This window comes from Gilliamella sp. X-46, from assembly GCF_057063525.1.
On sequence record NZ_JBXSQH010000008.1, the window covers coordinates 23,131 to 43,723 of the forward strand.

Here is a 20,593-nt window from a genome sequence, read left to right on the forward strand (position 1 = left end):
ACAACATACAAGAATCAGACGGGAATGCAGTATAACAGAATCCGCCTTACCTCACAATTGAATAATGAGTTTTAATTGATGTTTTCATTGTATGGATTTGTAAAATTTTGTCTGTTTTATTTGTTAATAGCTCAACATAAGGTGTTTAGATTAATAGGTAAAATAGCCACATTGCATAGGCCATTTATAGCCGTAATATTATATTGCATAGTGGCGCGTTTTTATCTATTCATTGTTGAATATACAATATTCAACAATGTCCTAATCTGGAATATTATCCTTGCATTTAATAAATTCTTTAAGCTTTTCGATACTTTTGATTTCTAGTTTTCCTTCGTTTTTTTCAACGATATCTAATTTAACTAACTCACTTACAGCTCGACGATAAACACGATCTGTGGTACCAAAACGTTCAGCTTCTAGGTAGTTTTTTTGGAAACTACTTACTGGATTTATATTTAAATGATGCTGATAAAGATCGAACGCAATATTATAACAAATTGAATATAAAGTTCTCTTTAAGAAAATATCTAAGGTATCTTGATAATCAAAAGCAATTGCACTAGCAAAAAACAGTGCTAATTTAGGGTGTTCAATCAACGATTGATATAATTTATCGGCGCTAACAATTGACAATGTTAACGCTTCCTCAGCAATGATATCAAATTGGCATAGATATCCTGTAAAGAATTCCATTTCACCAAGAACGTGTTCATCACAATCAAGCGTACCAAGATGAAAACGACGTCCATTAGCGGCTTCGTAACGGATAGAAATCGTTCCATTATAAATTAGAACTAAATCATTAACTTTACACCCCTGACGGAACAAAATCGATTTTTCATCGACAATTTTAGTTTCAACAACACATTGTTTAATAACGGATTCAATCAGATTATTGTTATTTTGCCAATATGTACTAAAACGACCTTTATTTAAAGACTTTAGCTGCATATAATTTTAGCCACCACCGTATAACTTATCGTTTTTATTCAAAATTTTTTAAATATAACATTATTTTAATTAAAATTTATAACTAAGACTAAAATAATGACCGATACCGCTGGTTTTCCCTGCTCCAGATTTATTTTTAATCAATGACATATTACGGAAATACTTTAATCCATAACCAAGTGCCATATGATCAGTATGCCAATAAAATCCATTATACCATTCAATAGCATTATTACTATAAAGTGAGTTATTGGTTATTTTATTGGCGCCAAATTGATAATCAAAATAGCCTTGATAATTGATTGTACTTTGATTAGTAAATTGATAAATGGGTTTTGACCAACTTGTTGAATACATATAACCATCCCACTTACCTTCATTAGGTTCATTATAGTTTTCACGAACATAGCGCGCATAAACGTTCATACCCATCATACCAAACCACGGCACATCCACATCGGCGCCTATTCCTAAATATTGTTCAAACAACTCTCGATCACCAATATTATTTACACTAGCAATATACAACTCTTTAACTGCTCCAAACGAAAAATCCGATTGGAATAAACCATCAAGTGAAATTCTTGGTGAAATTTTGGCAAAGAAATTATCACCACCATATCGATCATCATGTTTACGATCAAAAATGTCAAAGATATCGACATAGCCATATAGATCCAAAACACCATACCGAGCACCAAACTCCGTCTCAAGATAAGTATCATTTTTTATATCATATGGTATTTTAGCATCAACACTTTGCATCAAATTTAACTGCAACCAACCATAATCATTTTTATGTAAGTTACCATCTTTATAATCAGCAGCATTAACGTTAGCAACACCAAACCAAATCAAAAGCATGCTTAATGTTAATTTTGATAATTTATAATAATTCCTCATGATATTTCCCTTCACTTCAGGTTATTTTTCCGTTTCAACAACTGAGAAATAACCAACATTACAATAATAACCGCATAAAAAACTGGAATTGCATTCATAATAATTTGCGTACCAAAATATTCTTGGAATAAAGAACTAATTGCAGGACTAAACATTGCCCCAGCACTACCGCTAACAAGAATAAAAGACACATTTTTACTTGATGCATTTTTAACAAATGTAACCCCATAGGCAACAAAAGAGTTATATAATGCAGAACAAACAAATCCATAGCCATAAGTGAAATAACTAATGTGATTAAGATCTTGAGTATTAACAATCGCAATTGTTATAACAAAGGCTAACAAAATGATTGTTATAAAAAAATGATGAATTTTAACTCGTGAAACAATAGCGGTTGAAACTAACGCCCCAATTAATGCAGCAGCCCAATATTGCGTAATGATATTTCCGGCCTCTTCAAAGCTAATCGTAAATTTTTGACTAACAAAAAGTGGTGCCCAAGTTAGAAAAGTGTATAAAGCCAACATAGCCAAAAACAACCCTATGCCAGCCGATAAAATGCCAAAATTCCATTCTGATTTTTGATTATTATTTTGTTTTTCAATTTCTTTAGAAGCTATCATCAAATCAAAATTGGTAACTAAAATAATCACTAGCGTCAATACCGCAATAAGACCCACAGTTAAATAGCTACTCGCCCATGACAAAGAATGGGTTAAAGCATAAGTGGTAATAAGCGGAAAGATAACACCAGCAATATTAAACGTTGCATCTTGCACAACCAACATAGTACTTTGAACTCTATTTTGCCAAATAGAAACGACTATTGTTCCAGCAATACATAGCCCAACACCACCACACAAACCGATTAATGACATACAAATATCTAACACTATCAATGAATTAGTGAAATACAACATCAATGTACATACAACAATAAGTGTGTAACTTAATAAAGTGATGCGTTTGATACCAATAATATCAATCAAGAAAAAAGCTAAAATAGTACCAACTAACGCCCCACCATTAAGTAAAGAAAAGATAAAAGCAATCGTACTGACATCAGCATGAAAACATTGTGCAATCGGTTCGATTAACATACCAAATTGGCTGGCAAAACCCGCCATAATAAAATTAGCCAAAAAACTAATTAGGGTGAGTAACAGCTTATGTTTCATAACATTATCCTAAAAATGATTTAGCATGGTAATTTAAGGTTTAATAGCAACTTGTAAGGCTAGCTTAATCATATTGTTAAATGTCAGCTGTCTTTCTTCTGCAGAGGTTTCCTCGCCAGTTAGGCAATGATCAGAAACAGTTAAAATAGCTAAAGACTCAATATTGAATTGTTGAGCAATACCATATAAACCGGCCACCTCCATATCGATACCTAGAACGCCTGATTTTTCTAAAGTACTAATTAACGATTCATCAGGATCATAATAAAGATCACCACTAAAGACATTGCCAGCCTTAACGGGGATATTCATAACTTTGGCAGTTTCATAAGCACTATGTAATAAAGAAAAAGTAGCAGAAGTAGCAATGTTATAACCATTTGCTCTTTTTTGATTAGTCATTGAATCAGTCCCAGCGGCAACGGCTAAAATCACATCACGCATTTTTACGTTGTGCTGCGTTGCACCTAAACTACCGATACGAATAATACGCTTTACATTAAAATCATTGATTAATTCATGGGCATAAAGCGTAATTGACGGAATCCCCATACCGTGTCCCATAACAGAAACAGGAATACCGTTATATGTTCCGGTATAACCTAACATGTTACGTACATTACAAACTTGCTTTGCATCTGTTAAATAAGTTTCGGAAATAAATTTTGCTCGCAAAGGATCACCAGGCATAATAACGGTTTGAGCAAAATCATTTTTCTTTGCATTAATATGTGCTGTCATAATATTTCTTAACTGTTTGAAAAAATGACCTTAAGTATAGTAATGTTTTTTCTCTTTCAGCTAGGACATAAGTCCTAACTCTATGTTCTATGCCACATTTTTACAAAATTGCTTGATGGTTAACGTGTCGTTAGATGAATTAAATTGGTGGTGGTGGTGGTTTTGGCTAAAAAACCACCAAAAAAAACTTTAATAAAATCAATACCTTTTCTGATCACTTTTTGAATGTAATTTCATTGCTTTTTAATACAAAAACAACTCACCCAAAAACACCTAAGATTATGTTGTTGTCCTATTCCGGCGTCAGAATGTGCCGACAACAGAGTGAGGTTAGCACGCCAAACAGTACGTTTGGCGAGTTTGTGGTGCGCCGGGAGCGCGTCCACAAACGGTGCGTTAAGACCGAGTGCCGGCGTCGGACAAATTTGTCTGGAACAAATTTGAACATTTGAGCACAGCGAAGATGGCCTCGTAGAGGCGAGTATCAGGATCATACGAGTAGTGCCGAAGGCCACATTCTGCAGCCAAAGCGCGGGATTACAAAGGGAATTCGCTTTAATTCCCTTTGCTCGGACGTGGTCACTGTAGCTATTTTATTCACCAAAGGTCAAAACGTCCGAAACCTTGCCGTACTATAAATAGACCACAAATTTAAACCGCAACAGCGCAACCCTAAGGGAAAATGCCCCAACTTCCGCGGAGGCGTTATTCTTTGTTAGATTGTCATCTCAGGCACCATAACCGCCCCCGCGGCCCAAGGATTAAGGACTAAACGCTAAAAACTAAGGTGCGGTGCAAACAGCGAAACCCTGGTAGTAACCACCGTCGTTGAGAATGTTGCCGTCGCGCGAGCTGACAGTAAAGTTAGCGACAATGAGGTCTCTCGTCCAGTAGTCTTTGCTGCTGACGAAGCCTGCATAGTAGTAGCCGGGCATGTTGCCCCACTCCGTGAAAAAACCTGCACCTATGTGACGCATATAATAATTACCAGATGAACTAGGCGTAGCGCCAGAAATAGACCAAGCATAATTTTTGACTGCATTGGTTAAATCTCTGACACTAGCAAGATGATAACCCAAATTTCTACACCAAGTGGATTGGTTAGACTGAGAAGCAGTTCTATTACTCCGATGAACGAACCACTGTTTTAAGACAAACCCATACCTCACTTCATTACCACGACTATCCCTACCCACCAACTCAAACTTCTGTGGCAAAGTTGGTACATCTAGAGGACTAGGATTCCTTGAATTTTTCTGAGTATCATCAGCCCTAGGACCGCTTAACTTAACTCGTGCGACAACTTTTCCCCTATCAACATCAGGAATCCAACTATCATTAGCTGCTACATTTGTCACCGTAGCTGTTATATCACCATTCGTGACAACAGACCACGTCAACTGACTTGCATCCCCCCCATCTATGAGCAAATCAAAATACAACCCATCAGCACCTGTAGTTGGAAAGTTTTGGTCGTAAGATGCAGAATCGTTAGACTGAGTTAAAAAACCCTTTGTAGAAGACCATATGCTAGATGGGCCGGCATAATAGCCTCCGCCATAACTAAGATTCGGCCTTGCGTGACTCACAAAGTAACAAACATCACTGCCATACGGATTGATATAATATGTCACCGCCTGACTGCTAAAATTGGTTCTATTAGGAACCCCGTACTGTGTCTGTAAATATCCCTCTGTGCTACTTAAGGTTACCCTATAAGGAGCCTTACATTTATCTAATGCTTCGTTAATACTAATATCATTGCCATCCTTATCTGTAAATGATGCCGATATACTCCCTGATATACCATTTGCTGCCGGCTCATCTCCATCATCATCACGCCAATAACCAAACCTTGTGGCTAAATCACTTAAACTCACTGAACTAGCTGTTAATGGTGGGAATATCATTCCTATATCTCCCAATCTACTATTTGCACGAGGTAAGCTTATTGGATTTGATACGCTTGATGTATTACTAGATGGCGTGATTACCCGACCATCTTCCAACCTTATAGACAACAGACTGTCTGTATCTGTTGCCTTTGTTAGACCATAGTTGAAAGCTAAATACGGCGCACTACCCTCTATTACCCTTGAAGTACACGCCATGAATGGCTGTGAACAAGGCGTTAATGCCACAGAACTCTGTGTATACGACAACAACAATGCCACGAAGAACAACGCCGATTTAAGGAATCTAAATAATCTAAGTGAGCTTGGTAAGTTTGGTAAAACTGAAAATTTTGATAGAAGAGGTAAACGCCTCGACCTTGGAAGTAAAACTAGCGATAATATCGCCGATAAGCTCGCCGATTTCGCTACGCGAAATGACCTCGCTGATGAAAATAAGAACTGTGTCTGTTTTAAACTACGGTGAAATTGAAAAAGATTTTGGGCATAGGTTTGGCAGGCCAGATGCCAGATGCCAGATGCCATAAATGATAACGCATTTTGCTCATCCTGTCAAGTAAATTTTTGTTTTATTTACATTTTTATAATTAACTGCTCGTCTAACGAGCACTCCCTTGCTTTGAAAGCGCTTAAATTATAACCGCCTGAGTAATAATTCGCTACCTTTTTTGTTAAAAATTTGTAAAGTTTTGTTAAAGACAGAGTCAGCTTATGTTTGTGTGCTTTGGGAAATAGTTTTGAGTGGTGTTTTTTGGTTAAAAACCCTGGATTCAAATATGAAGTGCAATTTTAAACACGGTGGAGTGAAGAAAGTAGAAAGGTGATTTATACTAGCACCTTCGCACCACCACAGTTTGGAGATTGCTATGCATTATAATCACCTTTCTAGGAAGGAAAGATACCAGATTTTCGTATTATTACAAGCTGGAAAGAATAAAAAAGAGATAGCCCAGCTACTCAATAGACATCCTTCGACAATAAGTCGTGAGATAAAAAGAAATTCAAAACCTAATCAAGCCTATCAAGCACATGAAGCGGTAACGCTATCTCGTAAAAGGCGAAAAAACAGCGGTAATGGTAGGCCAATAGAGTCTTCGGTATGGCGTCAAGTTGAAAAATACCTCATGCATTATTACAGCCCAGAGCAGATTGCCGCACGTTTAAAGAAAGTCAGTGTTCAATCAATCTATAACTACCTTTATCAAAATAAAGCGCGCTATGAACAATTTAAACCTTATCTAAGGCGAAAAGGCAAAGCCTATAGGCATTGTAAGGCACCGAGTATTAAAGAAGGAGAGCGCCGCTATAAACGGCCAATTAAACAACGTCCAAGTTATGTAGAAAGCCGGAAAACGCGAGGACATTGGGAGGGAGATACGATAATTAGCCGTAAAGACAAGCAAGCATTGGTGACATTAGTTGAACGCAAAACCGGGCTAGTATTAATTGGACGCATCAATCAACGTACTGCCTCCGAAGCGAGAGATATGATAATAAAATTACTAACGCCGTTTAAAAAAATGGTTAAAAGCATTACCTTTGATAATGGGGCCGAATTTAATTATCATCATGCTATTGAGTATTATTTAAATACTACCGTATACTTTGCGGAGCCTTATAAAAGCTGGCAAAGAGGCACAAATGAAAACACCAATGGCTTAATACGTCAGTTTATACCTAAGTCATCGGCCATTTCATTCATTGACGACGAACAGATAAAGAAAATACAATATTTATTGAACTCGCGCCCAAGAAAACGGCATAAGTTTAAAAGCCCTGCCTCCTTTTATTCTAAGGAGCTATGACGAATTGCACTTCATGGTGTAATCTAGGAACCAACAAACAAAAACTTTAATAAAATCAATACCTTTTCTGACCAATTTTTAAATGTAAATTTGTTCCTATAATCCAATTAGTTATGCGCTAAAAACAATAAATAAAATATAAAAACCAAAATTGTTACGGCTTTATCAAATAACATTGCCTAAATCATTCCTATACAAATAGTTTAGTTATCGTTCTTCGATAAAGCCTTCGTTTTTTGCTGTAAATCAGTTATAAATAGTCATTATGTTATTTTATTTTCATATGATTTAATTATTTTATTTTTTCGCTGCCGATTCGCAATTAATTTATAGCAAATGGTTATGCCATGAAGCAACGCTATTAAAGCAGTGATAATAAAAATAGAGATGCCGATAAATATAGGCGAGTTAAATGACAATAACTGTTCTTGATGGAATCTATATAAAAAATCATCATTAATAGTTAGATCTAAAATTGTGTTATCACTTTGATAATTAACCCCCGTCACTAGCCCTGAAACCTTTACTTTTCCGCCCTTTCCTAGTAACGCATTATAGTATGTTTCTGTCAGACTTATATCTTCGTCATCGGGATAGCTGATTTTTATCTCTTGTGTATTTGCTAATGCTAAGCCGACACTTTGTGCTGAGTGTTGATAATCAGTTAGAGCTGTGTTTGCTTTTTCTAGGTAGTAAGATAACACACTTCTTTTTAAGTTATTGATTTGTGGTTCTAGGTGTTCAAGCATACCGGCAACGATAATCTTTTCGTAGTTTGGGTGCTGTTTGCTATATTCAACAAGTTGAGGCCATTGGTCGAGTGTGCTGGCGGTTGGTTTAATGGTTTGGAGTAAAATCTGCTTGGCTCGTCTACATTTGTCCTCATCTAACAATTGGCAGCTTTCGTCAACGGTTAAAATTAAGCGATCAATATGTAATAGTTTGGTTAATATTGCGCCAAATTGGTAATCCTCGTTGTAGTCTGTGTTTTTTCTGTTGTTTAGCTGTTTTTCAAGCTCTGTTACGTCATTATCTCGTGCTGTTTCAATTAATTTATCGCCAAAAAATGCGTTTAACAAATCGTTCTCAAATGAGGCATCTTCGGCATTGTTTGCGGTTTGCTCGTTAATAAACACTTTATCGCAATGTTCTAAATACATGTTGCTTTCCGCATTACATGATGCGCCATCGAGTTTTATATTAACCAAGTCGCCCTTTTTGATTGGGCTGTTTTTTAAAGATTCAGCATCTTTAATATTCCAAATACTGACATGGTCATTAAAAGGATAACTAGCCAGTGTCAAATTATCGGTGATATTAACTAATTTAAAGATACTAATAGATAAAAAAAGCGCTGTAACAAATAGGATTAGATTGCGCATTATAAATTTTGGTGGCCCAAATTCTTCTATTTCACGACTGATGGATAATGAATTGCCATAACGAAGCAGTTTTTTGCTATTTGCAACGATATCCATGTCGATATTTTCATTCGTTTTATCAGGCAGAAATGGAGCCCAATAAGCGGGGTATTTTAAAGTTAGATCATCACCAACGATCATTTGGTTTTTTATTTCATTTTTGTGTCGAATTTTCGTTTTTATGTGGTTAACATCTAATGTATAAGATTCAGCTTTACGAAAGTAAAAGAAAGCAGTAGCAGATAAACTAAGCACGATAAATATAGGTAAAAAACTATCAAAAGAGTACCAGTACTTAGCAAATAACATCGCTGCTACCACTAAAAAAACGGCGGCAAATATACCATTGTTTTTTTTACTTCGATTCGCCGATTCTAGAGGTGTTTCCTCACGTTGTTCGACTATTTCACAAGTAAACTTGCTTTTTAATTCAGTATCTTTATCAATTTTAATTATGCTGTCATTTGCGTCAGTTAGGTTTTGTTCAAATTCGACTTCTGCTTTTTGACTTTCCCAAGGCTTCGCAAAATGTGGTTTTAGGTTTGGTTGCTTTTGATTTTGTTGTGCTGTTTTTAGGTCATATTGATTGAGTTTGACCACTATTGCATAGTGTTCGGTAAATACGACTTGTACGATGTTGATATCTTCAACGTATTGTTCCATGTCATAAGGAAAAAATACAGCGGTATCACCAATTCGATAAGTGTAGATAGGATCATTACGCTTATTAGACTGGTTAATAGCAATACAAGAGCCAACGATAACTGAAACAGTTGGACTAACTAATGAAGGCCCATGTTCATAAGGCCCTACCATAGAGGGGTCGTTAAGATAAGGTTCAAGTAGTTGGTATTCTTCTTCTTTTATTGTTCGACTTAAGTTAGAGAAAAATGATAAACCATATTTGTTATTTTCATCATTGGAATTATCACTAAAATCAGCTAACGTGTCTAAACCATAGCCGTTAAAACTAACGGCAATCGCATAGCGCGATGTGAAAACGACTTCCACAACATTATAATCTGAAGCAAATAGTTGTAAATGATAAGGAAATAGGACTTCGATACCATCAATTTTGTAATAAAATTCGGTTTCTTTTGAATCGGTATAAAGACTATGGCGAACGCAGTCTCCCTCAATAATAGATACTTCAGAATTCACTAATGAAGATTGCAATTTATAAGGCTTAACCAATTTTTTATTGGTGAGATAAGGGGTTATCAGCTCAAGTTCTTCTGATGTTAATCTTCTTGTTGTTTGGCGATTATTTATACGCTCTTCTAGGTTTCTTCTGTTTTGTCGACGTTCATATTTAAAATCACTCCACTTCGCAAATCCGATTAAGGCACTAAATAACATGATTAGGAGTAAAATGATTTTTAAAGTAAAAATAGTATCCATTGTTTGGCGTTTTCCTTTTTATTTCGGTGTATTTCTATTTTCTTTATGTTTAACAATGTAGAAAACCAATACGATTACATTTAATTTTCTATATAACAATATGTTATATAATAATTATATTATTCGATTTTTATATATAGCTAAAATTTTATTCTTGCGTCGATGATTAGCCAACAATTTATAACAAATTGCAACGCCATTTAAAATCGAGACTAAAGCCGTAATCATAAAAACAGCAAGACTAACCAAAATTGGGGATACGAATGAAAATAGTTCATCTAAGTTCGTACTGTAATGAGAGTTTGCCTTAATCTTCAAACCCGATATTGAATTATCATCTCGATAATAAATATCGCTAACCCGTCCAACAATGTCAATATTCTCCGCTTTTGCAAATAGCACATCATAATAGTACTCTACATTTAATAATGAAACAGGTCCTGATTTCTCATTATTTATATGTTCTAGTTTGCCCATTTCTAAGTAACTATTTTCGGATAAATCAATCCTAAAACTTGATTTATTATGCTGATAATCTGAAACAACACTCTTTAATCTTGTGATTACATCTGCCTTCAATCTTGAGATTGAACTATCAAGCTTAGAAACATTTCTGACGGCAACAATCTCATCATGATTTGGATTAATTTCAGATTCATTAACAACTTTTTCCCAATCAGATAAATCATCTGAAACCTGTATATCAAACAAGGCAGTCAACTCTTTCTTGACGCTTAGACAATCGATTTCAGAAACTTTGCATACTTTATCCACAGTAATTACGATTTTTCTAATATCTATTAGTTTTGTAAATGATTCTTTGATATATCGTTGATATTGAGATGTTATCCTATCAAAGGATTTATACAATTCAATCAATCGGTCTTGATATTGCTGAGCTGCAATAACATCTTGATCAACACGAGTATTTATAAAATTATCTTTAAATAAATTTTTTATTGGTTCAGCTATTGATACTATGTAATTCGTTTCGATATTAATAGGTTGATTATTGATGAATAATGTATGACACCTATTTTCATTTTTCTTTTTATTTACATCGCATGATGCACCACTCATTTTTATATTAACTAAATCACCTTTTTGAATTGGACTATTTTTTAAGGTTGATTCATCCTGTAAATTTCTAGTGGTTATATTGCCGTTGAAAAATTGATAAGCTAATATTGCATTATCAACTAAACTTGTTTGAAAATAGACAACAGCAGATAAAATAGTTCCAGTAATTAAGAGTATTAAATTATGCTTAGCAAATTTTGGTGCTCCAAATTGTTCGATTTCTTGGTTAATTGAAAGTGTATTTTCATAACGAATTAACTTTCTATCACTCACTGATATGTCCATGTTTGCAGGCAAAGACGACTTCTCAGGAAGAAAAGGCAGCCAATGGCGGGGAATGTTTAAAATATAATCTTCACCAATGATAACTTCTTTTTTAGAAACGTTTTTATTTTTAATTAAGCCTTTAACGCAAATTACGTTGTTTAAATCGTATTTAGATCTAGGCTGATACCAATAAAAGACAATGGAAAGTATCGTACTAAAAATAACTAAAATAAGAATGGTAGAATTACTGGAATACCAATAGATAAGGAAAAACACAGTCATCAAAGTTAAAAAAATAGCTGATAATAGACCGTTACCTTTTTTATTTCTATTTCTTGATTCTAATGGAGTTTCTTCACGTTCCAACAATTTTACAAAATCTATTTTTTTGTCAGGGTTCGGTTTTACGCTCACTACAGTATCATTACTTGTTTGTTCATCTTCTGGCATTTTAGAATCAAAAGATTGCTCATACATCCAAGGTTCATCTAATTCTGAGCATATGATTCCGCCTTGAGATTCTGCGGCAGTCTTTAGATCATAATCATTGATTTTAACCACAAATGCATATTTCTCGGTAAAAACGACTTCTGCAACGTTAAAATCTGAAATATGGAGGTACATGTTATAAGGGAAAAAGAGTTCAATCCCATCAATCTCATAATAAAAAGAGGTTTCTTCAGTATTCGTATATAAACTATGACGGACACAATTCCCTGATATCTTTGATACTTCTAAATCAATTAATGATGATTGATATTTATACGGAAACACTAGCCATTTATTATTCAGATAAGGTTCTAAAAGTTCAAATTCGTTTTCGGTTAATTTTCTTATTGATATGCGATCATTAATAACATTCTTTAAATTTTGCTTATTTGTATGTCTTTTTGAGCTATAATTAATCCAAGAAAATATAGCAAGGCCTATCAAAAAAATCTTAATTAACCAATAAAACTCCATTTCACTATTTTCCTTATATTATTTTTTTATTCTAATATTTTTAATAACATTAAGGCGCACAATACGCCTTAACTAAAGGTGCTAACAATGAATATCACTATTTAACTGTTTTCTCACTACGTGATAAACCAATAATCCCAGAGCGTACAGTTTCGACAATATTACAAGTTTCGCGAATTGAAGCTAAGAATGAGTCTAGTTTTTCACTCGTACCCGATAATTGTACGATGTAATGTGTCGCAGTCACATCGACAATCGATCCCCTAAATATATCGGCACAACGTTTTACTTCGTCACGCGCATCCGAACCTTTTGCGGCAACTTTTACTAGCATGATTTCACGCTCTACATGTGGCCCTTCGGTTAAATCATGCACGCGATAAACATTAACCAATTTATGCAACTGTTTTTGAATCTGTTCAAGCACATGCTCATCACCCGTCGTTTGTATTGTCATACGATGCATAGTTGGGTCTTCAGTTTGCGCAGTGGTAATTGTTTCAATATTAAAACCACGTTGTGAAAATAAGCCAATTATTCTTGATAATGCGCCGGGTTCGTTTTCGGTTAAAATTGATAATATATAACGCATTAGGTTCTCTCCGTTTTACTAAGCCACATTTCGTTCATTGCGCCACCTCGCACTTGCATTGGGTACACATGTTCAGTAGCATCAGTCATGACATCAACAAAAACCAAACGATTTTTAATGGCTAATGCTTGTTTTAGTTTTGGTTCAAGTTCTTCACGCTTGGTTATGACCATTCCAACATGGCCATAAGCTTCTGCAATTTTGGCAAAATCAGGTAAAGATTCCATATAAGAACTGGAATGCCGGCCTGCATAAATCATATCTTGCCACTGCTTAACCATGCCTAAAAAACGGTTGTTTAAATTTAACACTAGTACGGGCAAGCCATATTGCAATGCGGTTGATAGCTCTTGAATATTCATTTGAATACTGCCATCGCCTGTTACGCACACAACGGTTTTTTTAGGAAATGCCAATTTAACTCCAAGCGCTGCTGGTAAGCCAAATCCCATGGTGCCGAGTCCACCCGAGGTAATAAAGTGACGCGGTTTGTCAAATGGGTAATAAAGTGCCGTGAACATTTGATGTTGTCCCACATCGGTTGCCACAAAAGCATTCCCTTTGGTCAATTTGTATAATACTTCAATGGCTTCTTGCGGTTTGATGCTTTCACCATCATGACGATAAGCCAAACAGTGACGAGCTCGCCAATGTTCGATCTGCTTCCACCAATCGATCAGCGCATCAAGATCACGTTCGGTAGAGGACTCATCTAACATTGACAATATGGTATCAAGTACGACTTTGGCATCACCCACCACTGGAATTGAAGCCAAAATGGTTTTAGAAATTGAAGTTGGGTCAATATCTACATGAATAATTTTGGCTTTTGGGCAATATTTTTCAACATTGTTGGTGGTTCGATCATCAAAGCGCGCACCAATTGCAAAAATCACATCAGCATTATGCATAGCCATATTGGCTTCATAAACCCCATGCATACCAATCATGCCAAGGTAATGTTTGTCGGTCCCCGGAAAGGCGCTAATGCCCATCAACGTTGAAGCAACTGGTAGATTGAGTTTTTCTGCAAGTGTTTTAATTTCGCTACTTGCGTCAGCAGCAATTACCCCCCCACCAATAAATAATACTGGTTTCTTAGCGGATAATAACGTGGTTAGGGCCTTTTTGATCTGTTTTTTATGGCCTTGAATAGTTGGGTTATAAGATCGCATTACAACAGATTTTGGGTAGTGATAATTATATTTGTTAGCAGGATTGACAATATCTTTTGGCAAATCAATCACTACAGGTCCTGGTCTACCTGTCGAGGCAATATAAAACGCTTTTTTGATGGTTTCTGGAATATCTTTACTGTCTTTAACTAAAAAACTGTGTTTAACAATTGGGCGAGAAATGCCTATCATGTCACATTCTTGGAATGCATCGTTACCAATTAAATTGCTAGCAACCTGCCCAGACAATATTACTAGCGGTACAGAATCCATGTATGCGGTTGCAATTCCGGTAATGGTATTCGTTGCTCCAGGACCAGATGTAACTAAAACAACACCAACATCACCTGTTGCTCTGGCATAACCATCAGCCATATGCACGGCAGCTTGTTCATGACGAACTAAAATATGTTCAATGCCACCTAATGTGTGAATGGCATCATAAATATCAAGAACACTACCACCGGGATAACCAAATATCTGTTTTACTCCTTGGTCAATCAATGATTGAATAACCATCTCTGCGCCTGACAGTTTTGCCATGGTTGTTGCCTCCAATGTAACTGATTTGTCATTTTGTGAATCATTTTGCATCAACTTGTAAGCAAAATCAATAAAGTCAATTAGCTAAGTTCATTACAAATAAAATTAAGCACTCACAATATTAATTTTTAAAATATTATGAATAATATCCATAATCTATCAATTTTATTTAAATATTGCTGATTGATTTCATTGTTATTTTTTTATTTTTTATATACACTCAGAAACTAAGTATTTCTAGTCATAACAGTACTAGAATTCTTCATTACTCAAGGGTATCAATATGAGCAATATTTCATCTAAACCAACCTCACTTGCTGACTGGCAATTAGTTAAAGTTACTGGCGAGGATAACCGTGTTTTTCTGCAAGGACAAATAACCAACGACATTAACCGACTTTCAGAACAATCAACGCTCTATGCCGCTCATTGCGACAATAAAGGCAGAATGTGGAGTACTTTATTGTTGTTTCAACGCGGTAATGATATTTACTACATTGAGCGTAAAAGCGTTGTGAAAAAACAGATTGCCGAACTAGCAAAATATGCCGTTTTTTCTAAAGTGACCATCGAACCAGTTCAAGATTTAAATATGATAGGTTTGGTCGGTGATGCAATTCCCACAGAAATCGCTACGAAATTAAGCGATATAAGCTGTTTAACTGAAAATAACATCACCTATATCAAAGTACCTTTACCAGAAATGCGGGTTATTATGGTCACACCAGAACCCATTGCGGGTGATTTAAATCCATGCAGTGAGTGGTTAAAACTTGATTTGCAAGCAGGCTATCCTATTATTGATGATAGCAATATGGCAATTTTATTACCGCAAGCTTGTAATTTACAATCTTATGACGCAATTAGCTTTGAAAAAGGCTGCTACTGTGGTCAAGAAATGGTCGCCAGAGCGCAGTTTCGTGGTGCTAACACTCGTGGAATGTATGTAATAAAAGGCACCAGTGACGTTCTTCCTAAAATTGGCAATACGCTTGAATATAAACTTGCTGGTGGTTGGCGAGAAGGTGGGCTGGTATTAGCCGCGGCAAAACTTGATGATAAAGACGGCATTTGTGTTCAAGTCGTTCTTAATAATGGAATTGATTTAAATACGCCATTTAGAGTTTTTGGAAACGATAACAGCCGAATGACGTTTTAATTGTTTTTGATCAACAAGCTGGAATAACATCACATTTATTCCAGCCGTCTTTGCCTATCGTTTTAACTTAGTTCGCAAGTTCTTGGTTAACAATTTCAATAAAATAGCTTACTCCAGTTGTTAACACTTCATCATTGAAGTTAAAGGCTGGATTATGTAAGTTGGCACCTTTACCTGCGCCTAGCCAAACGTATACACCCGGTATTTTTTGTAGCATAAAGGCAAAATCTTCTGATCCCATTGAAGGAAGAGGATCAATAATTAAATTATCTTGTCCGACGGCTTTTTTAGCCGCTTCAATAGCGATATCGGCTTGTTTGGCGTAATTAATAGTAGCTGGGTAACGGCGTTGATAATCCACTTCAGCCTTGGCTTCAAATGTTGCGGCAATACCTGTTGCTATTTGTTTAATGCGACTTTCGGCCATATCTTGCACTTGTGCACTAAATGTTCTAACTGTACCTCGAATCACCGCTGTTTGAGGTAACACATTCCAAGTATCACCGCTGTGAATTTGCGTTACGCTAACGACTAACGAACTTAAAGGATCAGCATTACGACTGACAATGCTTTGTAAACCATTAACGATTTGTGTAGCAGTTAGTATCGTATCTTTACCTAAATGAGGAGCAGCTGCATGAGCACCAACACCGGTTATTTTGATTTCAAAAACATCATACGAAGCCATCATTGGGCCATGATTAATATAAAAGTGATTTAATTTCATATTAGGCTGATTATGAATACCATACACCGCTTCAATCGGGAATCGTTCAAATAAACCATTTTCAACCATAACGCGTGCCCCACCCTCGTTTTCTTCAGCCGGTTGAAAAATAACCACAACAGTACCCGCAAAATCACGGTGTTCACTCAAATACTTAGCCGTGCCGAGCAACATAGCAGTATGCCCATCATGACCACATGCATGCATTTTGCCATGCGTGGTTGAGCAATAATCGATAGTATTTTCTTCAATAATATCTAATGCATCAATATCAGCTCGAAGTGCAATCCACCGCCCGTCTTGATTACCTTTAATAATACCAACAACGCCAGTGGGTGCAAAATCAGTATAGAACTCGGTAATGCCAAATGATTGCAGTTTTTCGATGATAAATTTGGTGGTATTGACTTCTTCGAAAGCAGTTTCAGGATGAGCATGAATATGATGGCGCCATGCGATCATTTCGCTTTTCAGTTGGTTAATAGTATTTGATATCATGAATGATTCCTTAATTAGTGACTGAATTACAGCACAACACGCTGATTTAGTTAGCACTATAACGCGATTTTCACTTTTATAAAAATAACTATTTTTACTATGAATATCAATTTTAGTTATATGGTGAATATATTGAACAGCATAATTACTTTATGCACCTTTAACACATTATTGATTAAATAATTTATTAAAATTAAATGGTCCCTAAAAATTTTTAACAATAATAATAGAGCACATAACCAGAAATTAATAAAAAAGGACCAAATGCAATACCTTTTAAGGTGTTTTTATTAAGGATATACCGCAAAAAAAGATAATACACTATCCCCAGTAACGAGGAAGAAAATAATAACATAGGTAGCTTAGTATAAGGCACCCAACAGCCTAATGCCGCTAGTAATTTAATGTCCCCCCCACCTAAGCCCTGTTTTTTAGATACTAAATAAAAGAAAGTGGCTGGAACTTTTAATAATAGATATCCCCAAAAAATACCTAATAGCGCATCGGTTAAGGTGATGTTAGTCATATTAAAATAAGCAAGTATTAGCCCAAACCACATTAACGGTTGCGTAAACAGATCAGGTAACAAATAGTATTTAAAATCCAGTAAGGTCAAAAGTAAAAAATAACAACCAAGAAACATTAAAATCCAACTTTGATAGTCAATACCTTTATCAAAATAGATAATAGCAAATAAAGTCGAAACGAATAATTCGACAATAAGATAACGATATGAAATCTTAGCTTTACAGTAATGGCAGTGCCCTTTTAGTATTAGCCAAGCAACAACTGGTACCAATTGCCAAGCATTGAGTTGATGATGACAATGTGGGCAAGCAGATCGGTAAAAACTAATGCGGTATAAATATTGGCAAGGTGTCAGTGTTGGCAAATAACGGCAATAAGCAACATGGACAAAGCTACCAAAGCAAAGGCCTAAACAGATAATCATAAACGCTAACATTAGTGAATCACCTCGCCCATTTGAAATATCGGTAAATACATAGCCACAATTAAGCTGCCAATAATTAAGGCCAATACAAACATTAATAACGGCTCAAATGCTTGTGATAAATTATCAGTTAAGGTTTGATTTTGTTCTTGATAATAGAAGGCTAGCTTATCAAGCATTAAATCTAATGTACCTGACTCTTCTCCCACAAAAATGAGTTGCGCACATAAATGGGGAAAATGTAGTTGCCGATGCAATACATGGCTAAATGAATGCCCTTGTTCAATGCCGGTAATGATTTGTGAAAGACTATCACGATAAAGACAATAATAAGTGGTATTAGCCGCTGCGGCTAAACCAGCTAATAAAGGTATGCCTGCTTTTTGGGTGATAGCAATAGTTTGAAAAATTTGGGCTAAGCAACTGGTTTTAATCACCTGACCAATAAAGGGACATTTAATTACCATCATCTCTATTTTATGGCGATAGCGCACTTTTAAATAGCGCTGATAGCAAAAATAACTGATGAAAAACGCCACGCACAAAATTAACCAACTTTGTTGTAAATAGTTTGAAAAATCGATAACTGCTTGTGTGAAAGCAGGTAACTCGGCATCGAAATCTTGATAAATATCCGAAAATTTTGGTAAAACAAATAACAACATCACTAAACTTACAATTACCGCAACTAATAATAAAAACAGTGGATAACGCATTGCCTTTTTCAGTTTTTTTTGCAATTTGATTGATTTTTCAAGTAATAATGCTAACTGCTCAAAGCTTTCGTCAAGCTGTCCTGTAAGTTCACCAGTTGCAATGATTTCGCAATACAGCGCAGAAAACACTGAGTGATGTTGCTGTAACACTTGAGATAAAAATTCACCTTTGGCTACTTGTTGCTGAATATCAAGTAGCAGATATTGCCAGTGTGGTTTGGTTTGTTCTTGGGCTAGCAACTGTAATGTATCAATGATGGATAACCCCGCCTTTAACATAGTCGCTAATTGTTTGGTAATGATCAGCAGGTCAGCACGATTAAAACTGCGAGCGGTAATAATACTGCCTGCTTTAATCTTAATGGCAATTTTACCTTGCAACAATAACTGACGTTTAACGGCTTGTGACGATTTAGCGATAATTTTGTGTTCATTAAAATCTACATCATACCAATAATAGAGCCGCTTCATGCCGTATCACCCAACACGCGATTTAATTCATCTAACGTTGTCATACCCTGCTTCACTAATTTTTGCCCTGCCATTTTTAACGAAAACATGTTTGAAGGAAAAATAGTTTGATTTGCTAATATTTGCTGTTGAATGTCAGGGGTGATAACTAAAAGTTCGTATAGTCCAATTCGTCCTTTATAACCACCAATACAATGAGGACAACCTGTGGCCAAATAATGTGGTTCGAGTTCATTTCCCAACCTAACCAAATCACTCGCCACTACTTTGCAATGTGGACACAGCTTCCGAACTAACCGTTGGGCAACAATTAATTGTAGGCTTGATGAAAGCAGATAATTTTCAATGCCCATTTGCTTTAAGCGTGTTATTGCCTCGACACTGGAATTAGTATGCAAAGTTGAGAGGACTAAATGCCCCGTTTGCGCGGCTTGAATAGCAATTTCGGCAGTTTCACGATCGCGAATTTCACCAACCATCATTACATCAGGATCTTGCCGTAGTAAGGCCCGTAATACGATAGCGAACGTTAATCCAACCTTAAGATTAATAGCTGTTTGGTTAACGCCTTCTAGAGGAATTTCAATAGGATCTTCAACACTACAAATATTACGTTCAATCTTATTTAACCATTTTAATCCACTATATAACGTTACTGTCTTACCACTACCAGTTGGTCCAGTAACTAAAATTAACCCTTGGGGATAATCTAGAATTTGTTTGAACTTTAATAGATCAGCTTCGGTTAACCCCAAGTCATTGATTGTTAGTTCAGAGTCATGGTTATCCATCACTCTTAAAACAATCTTTTCACCATGCATAACCGGTAAAGTGGAAATGCGCATGGTGTAACGGTCAATCACAAGTTGACCATCTTGAGGTAATCGGTGCTCAGCGATATTTAACTTAGACATTATTTTTAGCCTTGCTGTTATCTGTTTAGCCAATGCAAGCGGTGGCGATAACATATCATGCAAAACTCCATCAATGCGCATACGAATACGGTAACTGTGTTGATAAGGTTCAAAATGAATATCTGAAGCGCGCTTATCTAATGCTTCAAGCAGCAATTTGTCGATACTTTCAATTAGCTGTTCTTCTTGCATAAAATCACTTCCTTATTTATTAATC

15 protein-coding genes are annotated in these 20,593 nt (G+C 35.8%); 2 read left to right on the forward strand and 13 right to left on the reverse strand.

Features of this window, described 5'->3' with window-relative positions; all coding sequences use genetic code 11:
* Positions 1 to 261: 261 nt before the first annotated feature.
* The 5 genes from ACYIAJ_RS07050 to ACYIAJ_RS07070 form a co-directional block, all read right to left on the reverse strand.
* Positions 262 to 954: a Crp/Fnr family transcriptional regulator gene (locus ACYIAJ_RS07050; RefSeq protein ID WP_483564561.1), complete on the reverse strand. Its 693-nt coding sequence runs from the start codon at positions 952 to 954 to the stop codon at positions 262 to 264.
* A gap of 69 nt (positions 955 to 1,023) precedes the next feature.
* Positions 1,024 to 1,818 carry a nucleoside-specific channel-forming Tsx family protein gene (locus ACYIAJ_RS07055; protein ID WP_370516526.1) on the reverse strand — a complete coding sequence of 265 codons (795 nt, stop codon included), beginning with the start codon at positions 1,816 to 1,818 and terminating at the stop codon, positions 1,024 to 1,026.
* A gap of 50 nt (positions 1,819 to 1,868) precedes the next feature.
* Positions 1,869 to 3,038, reverse strand: a complete 1,170-nt coding sequence (gene tsgA / locus ACYIAJ_RS07060; RefSeq protein ID WP_483564562.1) for an MFS transporter TsgA — start codon at positions 3,036 to 3,038, stop codon at positions 1,869 to 1,871.
* Between the two features lie 33 nt (positions 3,039 to 3,071).
* Positions 3,072 to 3,779 (reverse strand): purine-nucleoside phosphorylase, encoded by a 708-nt coding sequence (gene deoD, locus ACYIAJ_RS07065; RefSeq protein WP_160402446.1) that lies wholly within the window; start codon positions 3,777 to 3,779, stop codon positions 3,072 to 3,074.
* 782 nt (positions 3,780 to 4,561) lie between these two features.
* Positions 4,562 to 6,217, reverse strand: coding sequence for a hypothetical protein (locus ACYIAJ_RS07070; RefSeq protein ID WP_483564563.1), 1,656 nt, complete (start codon positions 6,215 to 6,217; stop codon positions 4,562 to 4,564).
* A gap of 341 nt (positions 6,218 to 6,558) precedes the next feature.
* On the opposite strand from ACYIAJ_RS07070, the gene ACYIAJ_RS07075 reads away from it, so the two are divergent.
* On the forward strand, positions 6,559 to 7,497 hold the full coding sequence (locus tag ACYIAJ_RS07075) for an IS30 family transposase (protein ID WP_483564564.1): 939 nt from the start codon (positions 6,559 to 6,561) through the stop codon (positions 7,495 to 7,497).
* Positions 7,498 to 7,760: 263 nt separating this feature from the next.
* On the opposite strand, the gene ACYIAJ_RS07080 is transcribed toward ACYIAJ_RS07075, so the two are convergent.
* The 4 genes from ACYIAJ_RS07080 to ilvI all read right to left on the reverse strand — a co-directional run bounded on the left by ACYIAJ_RS07080 (position 7,761) and on the right by ilvI (position 14,939).
* The gene (locus ACYIAJ_RS07080) at positions 7,761 to 10,319 is read right to left on the reverse strand and encodes an IgaA/UmoB family intracellular growth attenuator (protein WP_483564565.1); all 2,559 of its coding nucleotides are present in this window, start codon (positions 10,317 to 10,319) and stop codon (positions 7,761 to 7,763) included.
* A 114-nt stretch (positions 10,320 to 10,433) separates the two neighbouring features.
* Positions 10,434 to 12,629: an IgaA/UmoB family intracellular growth attenuator gene (locus ACYIAJ_RS07085; protein ID WP_483564566.1), complete on the reverse strand. Its 2,196-nt coding sequence runs from the start codon at positions 12,627 to 12,629 to the stop codon at positions 10,434 to 10,436.
* 97 nt (positions 12,630 to 12,726) lie between these two features.
* Positions 12,727 to 13,221: an acetolactate synthase small subunit gene (gene ilvN / locus ACYIAJ_RS07090; RefSeq protein ID WP_065586122.1), complete on the reverse strand. Its 495-nt coding sequence runs from the start codon at positions 13,219 to 13,221 to the stop codon at positions 12,727 to 12,729.
* On the reverse strand, positions 13,221 to 14,939 hold the full coding sequence (gene ilvI / locus ACYIAJ_RS07095) for an acetolactate synthase 3 large subunit (RefSeq protein WP_483564567.1): 1,719 nt from the start codon (positions 14,937 to 14,939) through the stop codon (positions 13,221 to 13,223). The genes ilvN and ilvI overlap by 1 nt, the downstream gene beginning before the upstream one ends.
* A 283-nt stretch (positions 14,940 to 15,222) precedes the next feature.
* Between ilvI and ygfZ the strand changes: the two genes are divergently transcribed.
* Positions 15,223 to 16,098 carry a tRNA-modifying protein YgfZ gene (gene ygfZ, locus ACYIAJ_RS07100; RefSeq protein WP_483560663.1) on the forward strand — a complete coding sequence of 292 codons (876 nt, stop codon included), beginning with the start codon at positions 15,223 to 15,225 and terminating at the stop codon, positions 16,096 to 16,098.
* 67 nt (positions 16,099 to 16,165) lie between these two features.
* Here the strand turns inward: ygfZ and ACYIAJ_RS07105 are convergent, their stop codons facing one another.
* From ACYIAJ_RS07105 to ACYIAJ_RS07120, 4 genes are all read right to left on the reverse strand, one after another.
* A complete protein-coding gene (locus ACYIAJ_RS07105; RefSeq protein WP_483564568.1) occupies positions 16,166 to 17,323 on the reverse strand; it encodes a M20 aminoacylase family protein in 1,158 nt (385 codons plus the stop codon).
* Positions 17,324 to 17,537: 214 nt separating this feature from the next.
* Positions 17,538 to 18,287 (reverse strand): prepilin peptidase, encoded by a 750-nt coding sequence (locus tag ACYIAJ_RS07110; protein ID WP_483564569.1) that lies wholly within the window; start codon positions 18,285 to 18,287, stop codon positions 17,538 to 17,540.
* On the reverse strand, positions 18,287 to 19,462 hold the full coding sequence (gene hofC / locus ACYIAJ_RS07115) for a protein transport protein HofC (protein WP_483564570.1): 1,176 nt from the start codon (positions 19,460 to 19,462) through the stop codon (positions 18,287 to 18,289). Before hofC ends, ACYIAJ_RS07110 begins: the two co-directional genes overlap by 1 nt.
* The gene (locus tag ACYIAJ_RS07120; protein ID WP_483564571.1) at positions 19,459 to 20,568 is read right to left on the reverse strand and encodes an ATPase, T2SS/T4P/T4SS family; all 1,110 of its coding nucleotides are present in this window, start codon (positions 20,566 to 20,568) and stop codon (positions 19,459 to 19,461) included. The genes hofC and ACYIAJ_RS07120 overlap by 4 nt, the downstream gene beginning before the upstream one ends.
* Positions 20,569 to 20,593 lie beyond the last annotated feature (25 nt).

What these genes read in the sequence shown, in the direction of transcription:
- ACYIAJ_RS07050 (WP_483564561.1), bottom strand. Translation starts at nt 954, where the DNA reads ATGCAGCTAAAGTCTTTAAATAAAGGTCGTTTTAGTACATATTGGCAA.
- ACYIAJ_RS07055 (WP_370516526.1), bottom strand. Translation starts at nt 1,818, where the DNA reads ATGCTTTTGATTTGGTTTGGTGTTGCTAACGTTAATGCTGCTGATTAT.
- tsgA (WP_483564562.1), bottom strand. Translation starts at nt 3,038, where the DNA reads ATGAAACATAAGCTGTTACTCACCCTAATTAGTTTTTTGGCTAATTTT.
- deoD (WP_160402446.1), bottom strand. Translation starts at nt 3,779, where the DNA reads ATGACAGCACATATTAATGCAAAGAAAAATGATTTTGCTCAAACCGTT.
- ACYIAJ_RS07070 (WP_483564563.1), bottom strand. Translation starts at nt 6,217, where the DNA reads ATGGCATCTGGCATCTGGCATCTGGCCTGCCAAACCTATGCCCAAAAT.
- ACYIAJ_RS07075 (WP_483564564.1), top strand. Translation starts at nt 6,559, where the DNA reads ATGCATTATAATCACCTTTCTAGGAAGGAAAGATACCAGATTTTCGTA.
- ACYIAJ_RS07080 (WP_483564565.1), bottom strand. Translation starts at nt 10,319, where the DNA reads ATGGATACTATTTTTACTTTAAAAATCATTTTACTCCTAATCATGTTA.
- ACYIAJ_RS07085 (WP_483564566.1), bottom strand. Translation starts at nt 12,629, where the DNA reads ATGGAGTTTTATTGGTTAATTAAGATTTTTTTGATAGGCCTTGCTATA.
- ilvN (WP_065586122.1), bottom strand. Translation starts at nt 13,221, where the DNA reads ATGCGTTATATATTATCAATTTTAACCGAAAACGAACCCGGCGCATTA.
- ilvI (WP_483564567.1), bottom strand. Translation starts at nt 14,939, where the DNA reads ATGGCAAAACTGTCAGGCGCAGAGATGGTTATTCAATCATTGATTGAC.
- ygfZ (WP_483560663.1), top strand. Translation starts at nt 15,223, where the DNA reads ATGAGCAATATTTCATCTAAACCAACCTCACTTGCTGACTGGCAATTA.
- ACYIAJ_RS07105 (WP_483564568.1), bottom strand. Translation starts at nt 17,323, where the DNA reads ATGATATCAAATACTATTAACCAACTGAAAAGCGAAATGATCGCATGG.
- ACYIAJ_RS07110 (WP_483564569.1), bottom strand. Translation starts at nt 18,287, where the DNA reads ATGTTAGCGTTTATGATTATCTGTTTAGGCCTTTGCTTTGGTAGCTTT.
- hofC (WP_483564570.1), bottom strand. Translation starts at nt 19,462, where the DNA reads ATGAAGCGGCTCTATTATTGGTATGATGTAGATTTTAATGAACACAAA.
- ACYIAJ_RS07120 (WP_483564571.1), bottom strand. Translation starts at nt 20,568, where the DNA reads ATGCAAGAAGAACAGCTAATTGAAAGTATCGACAAATTGCTGCTTGAA.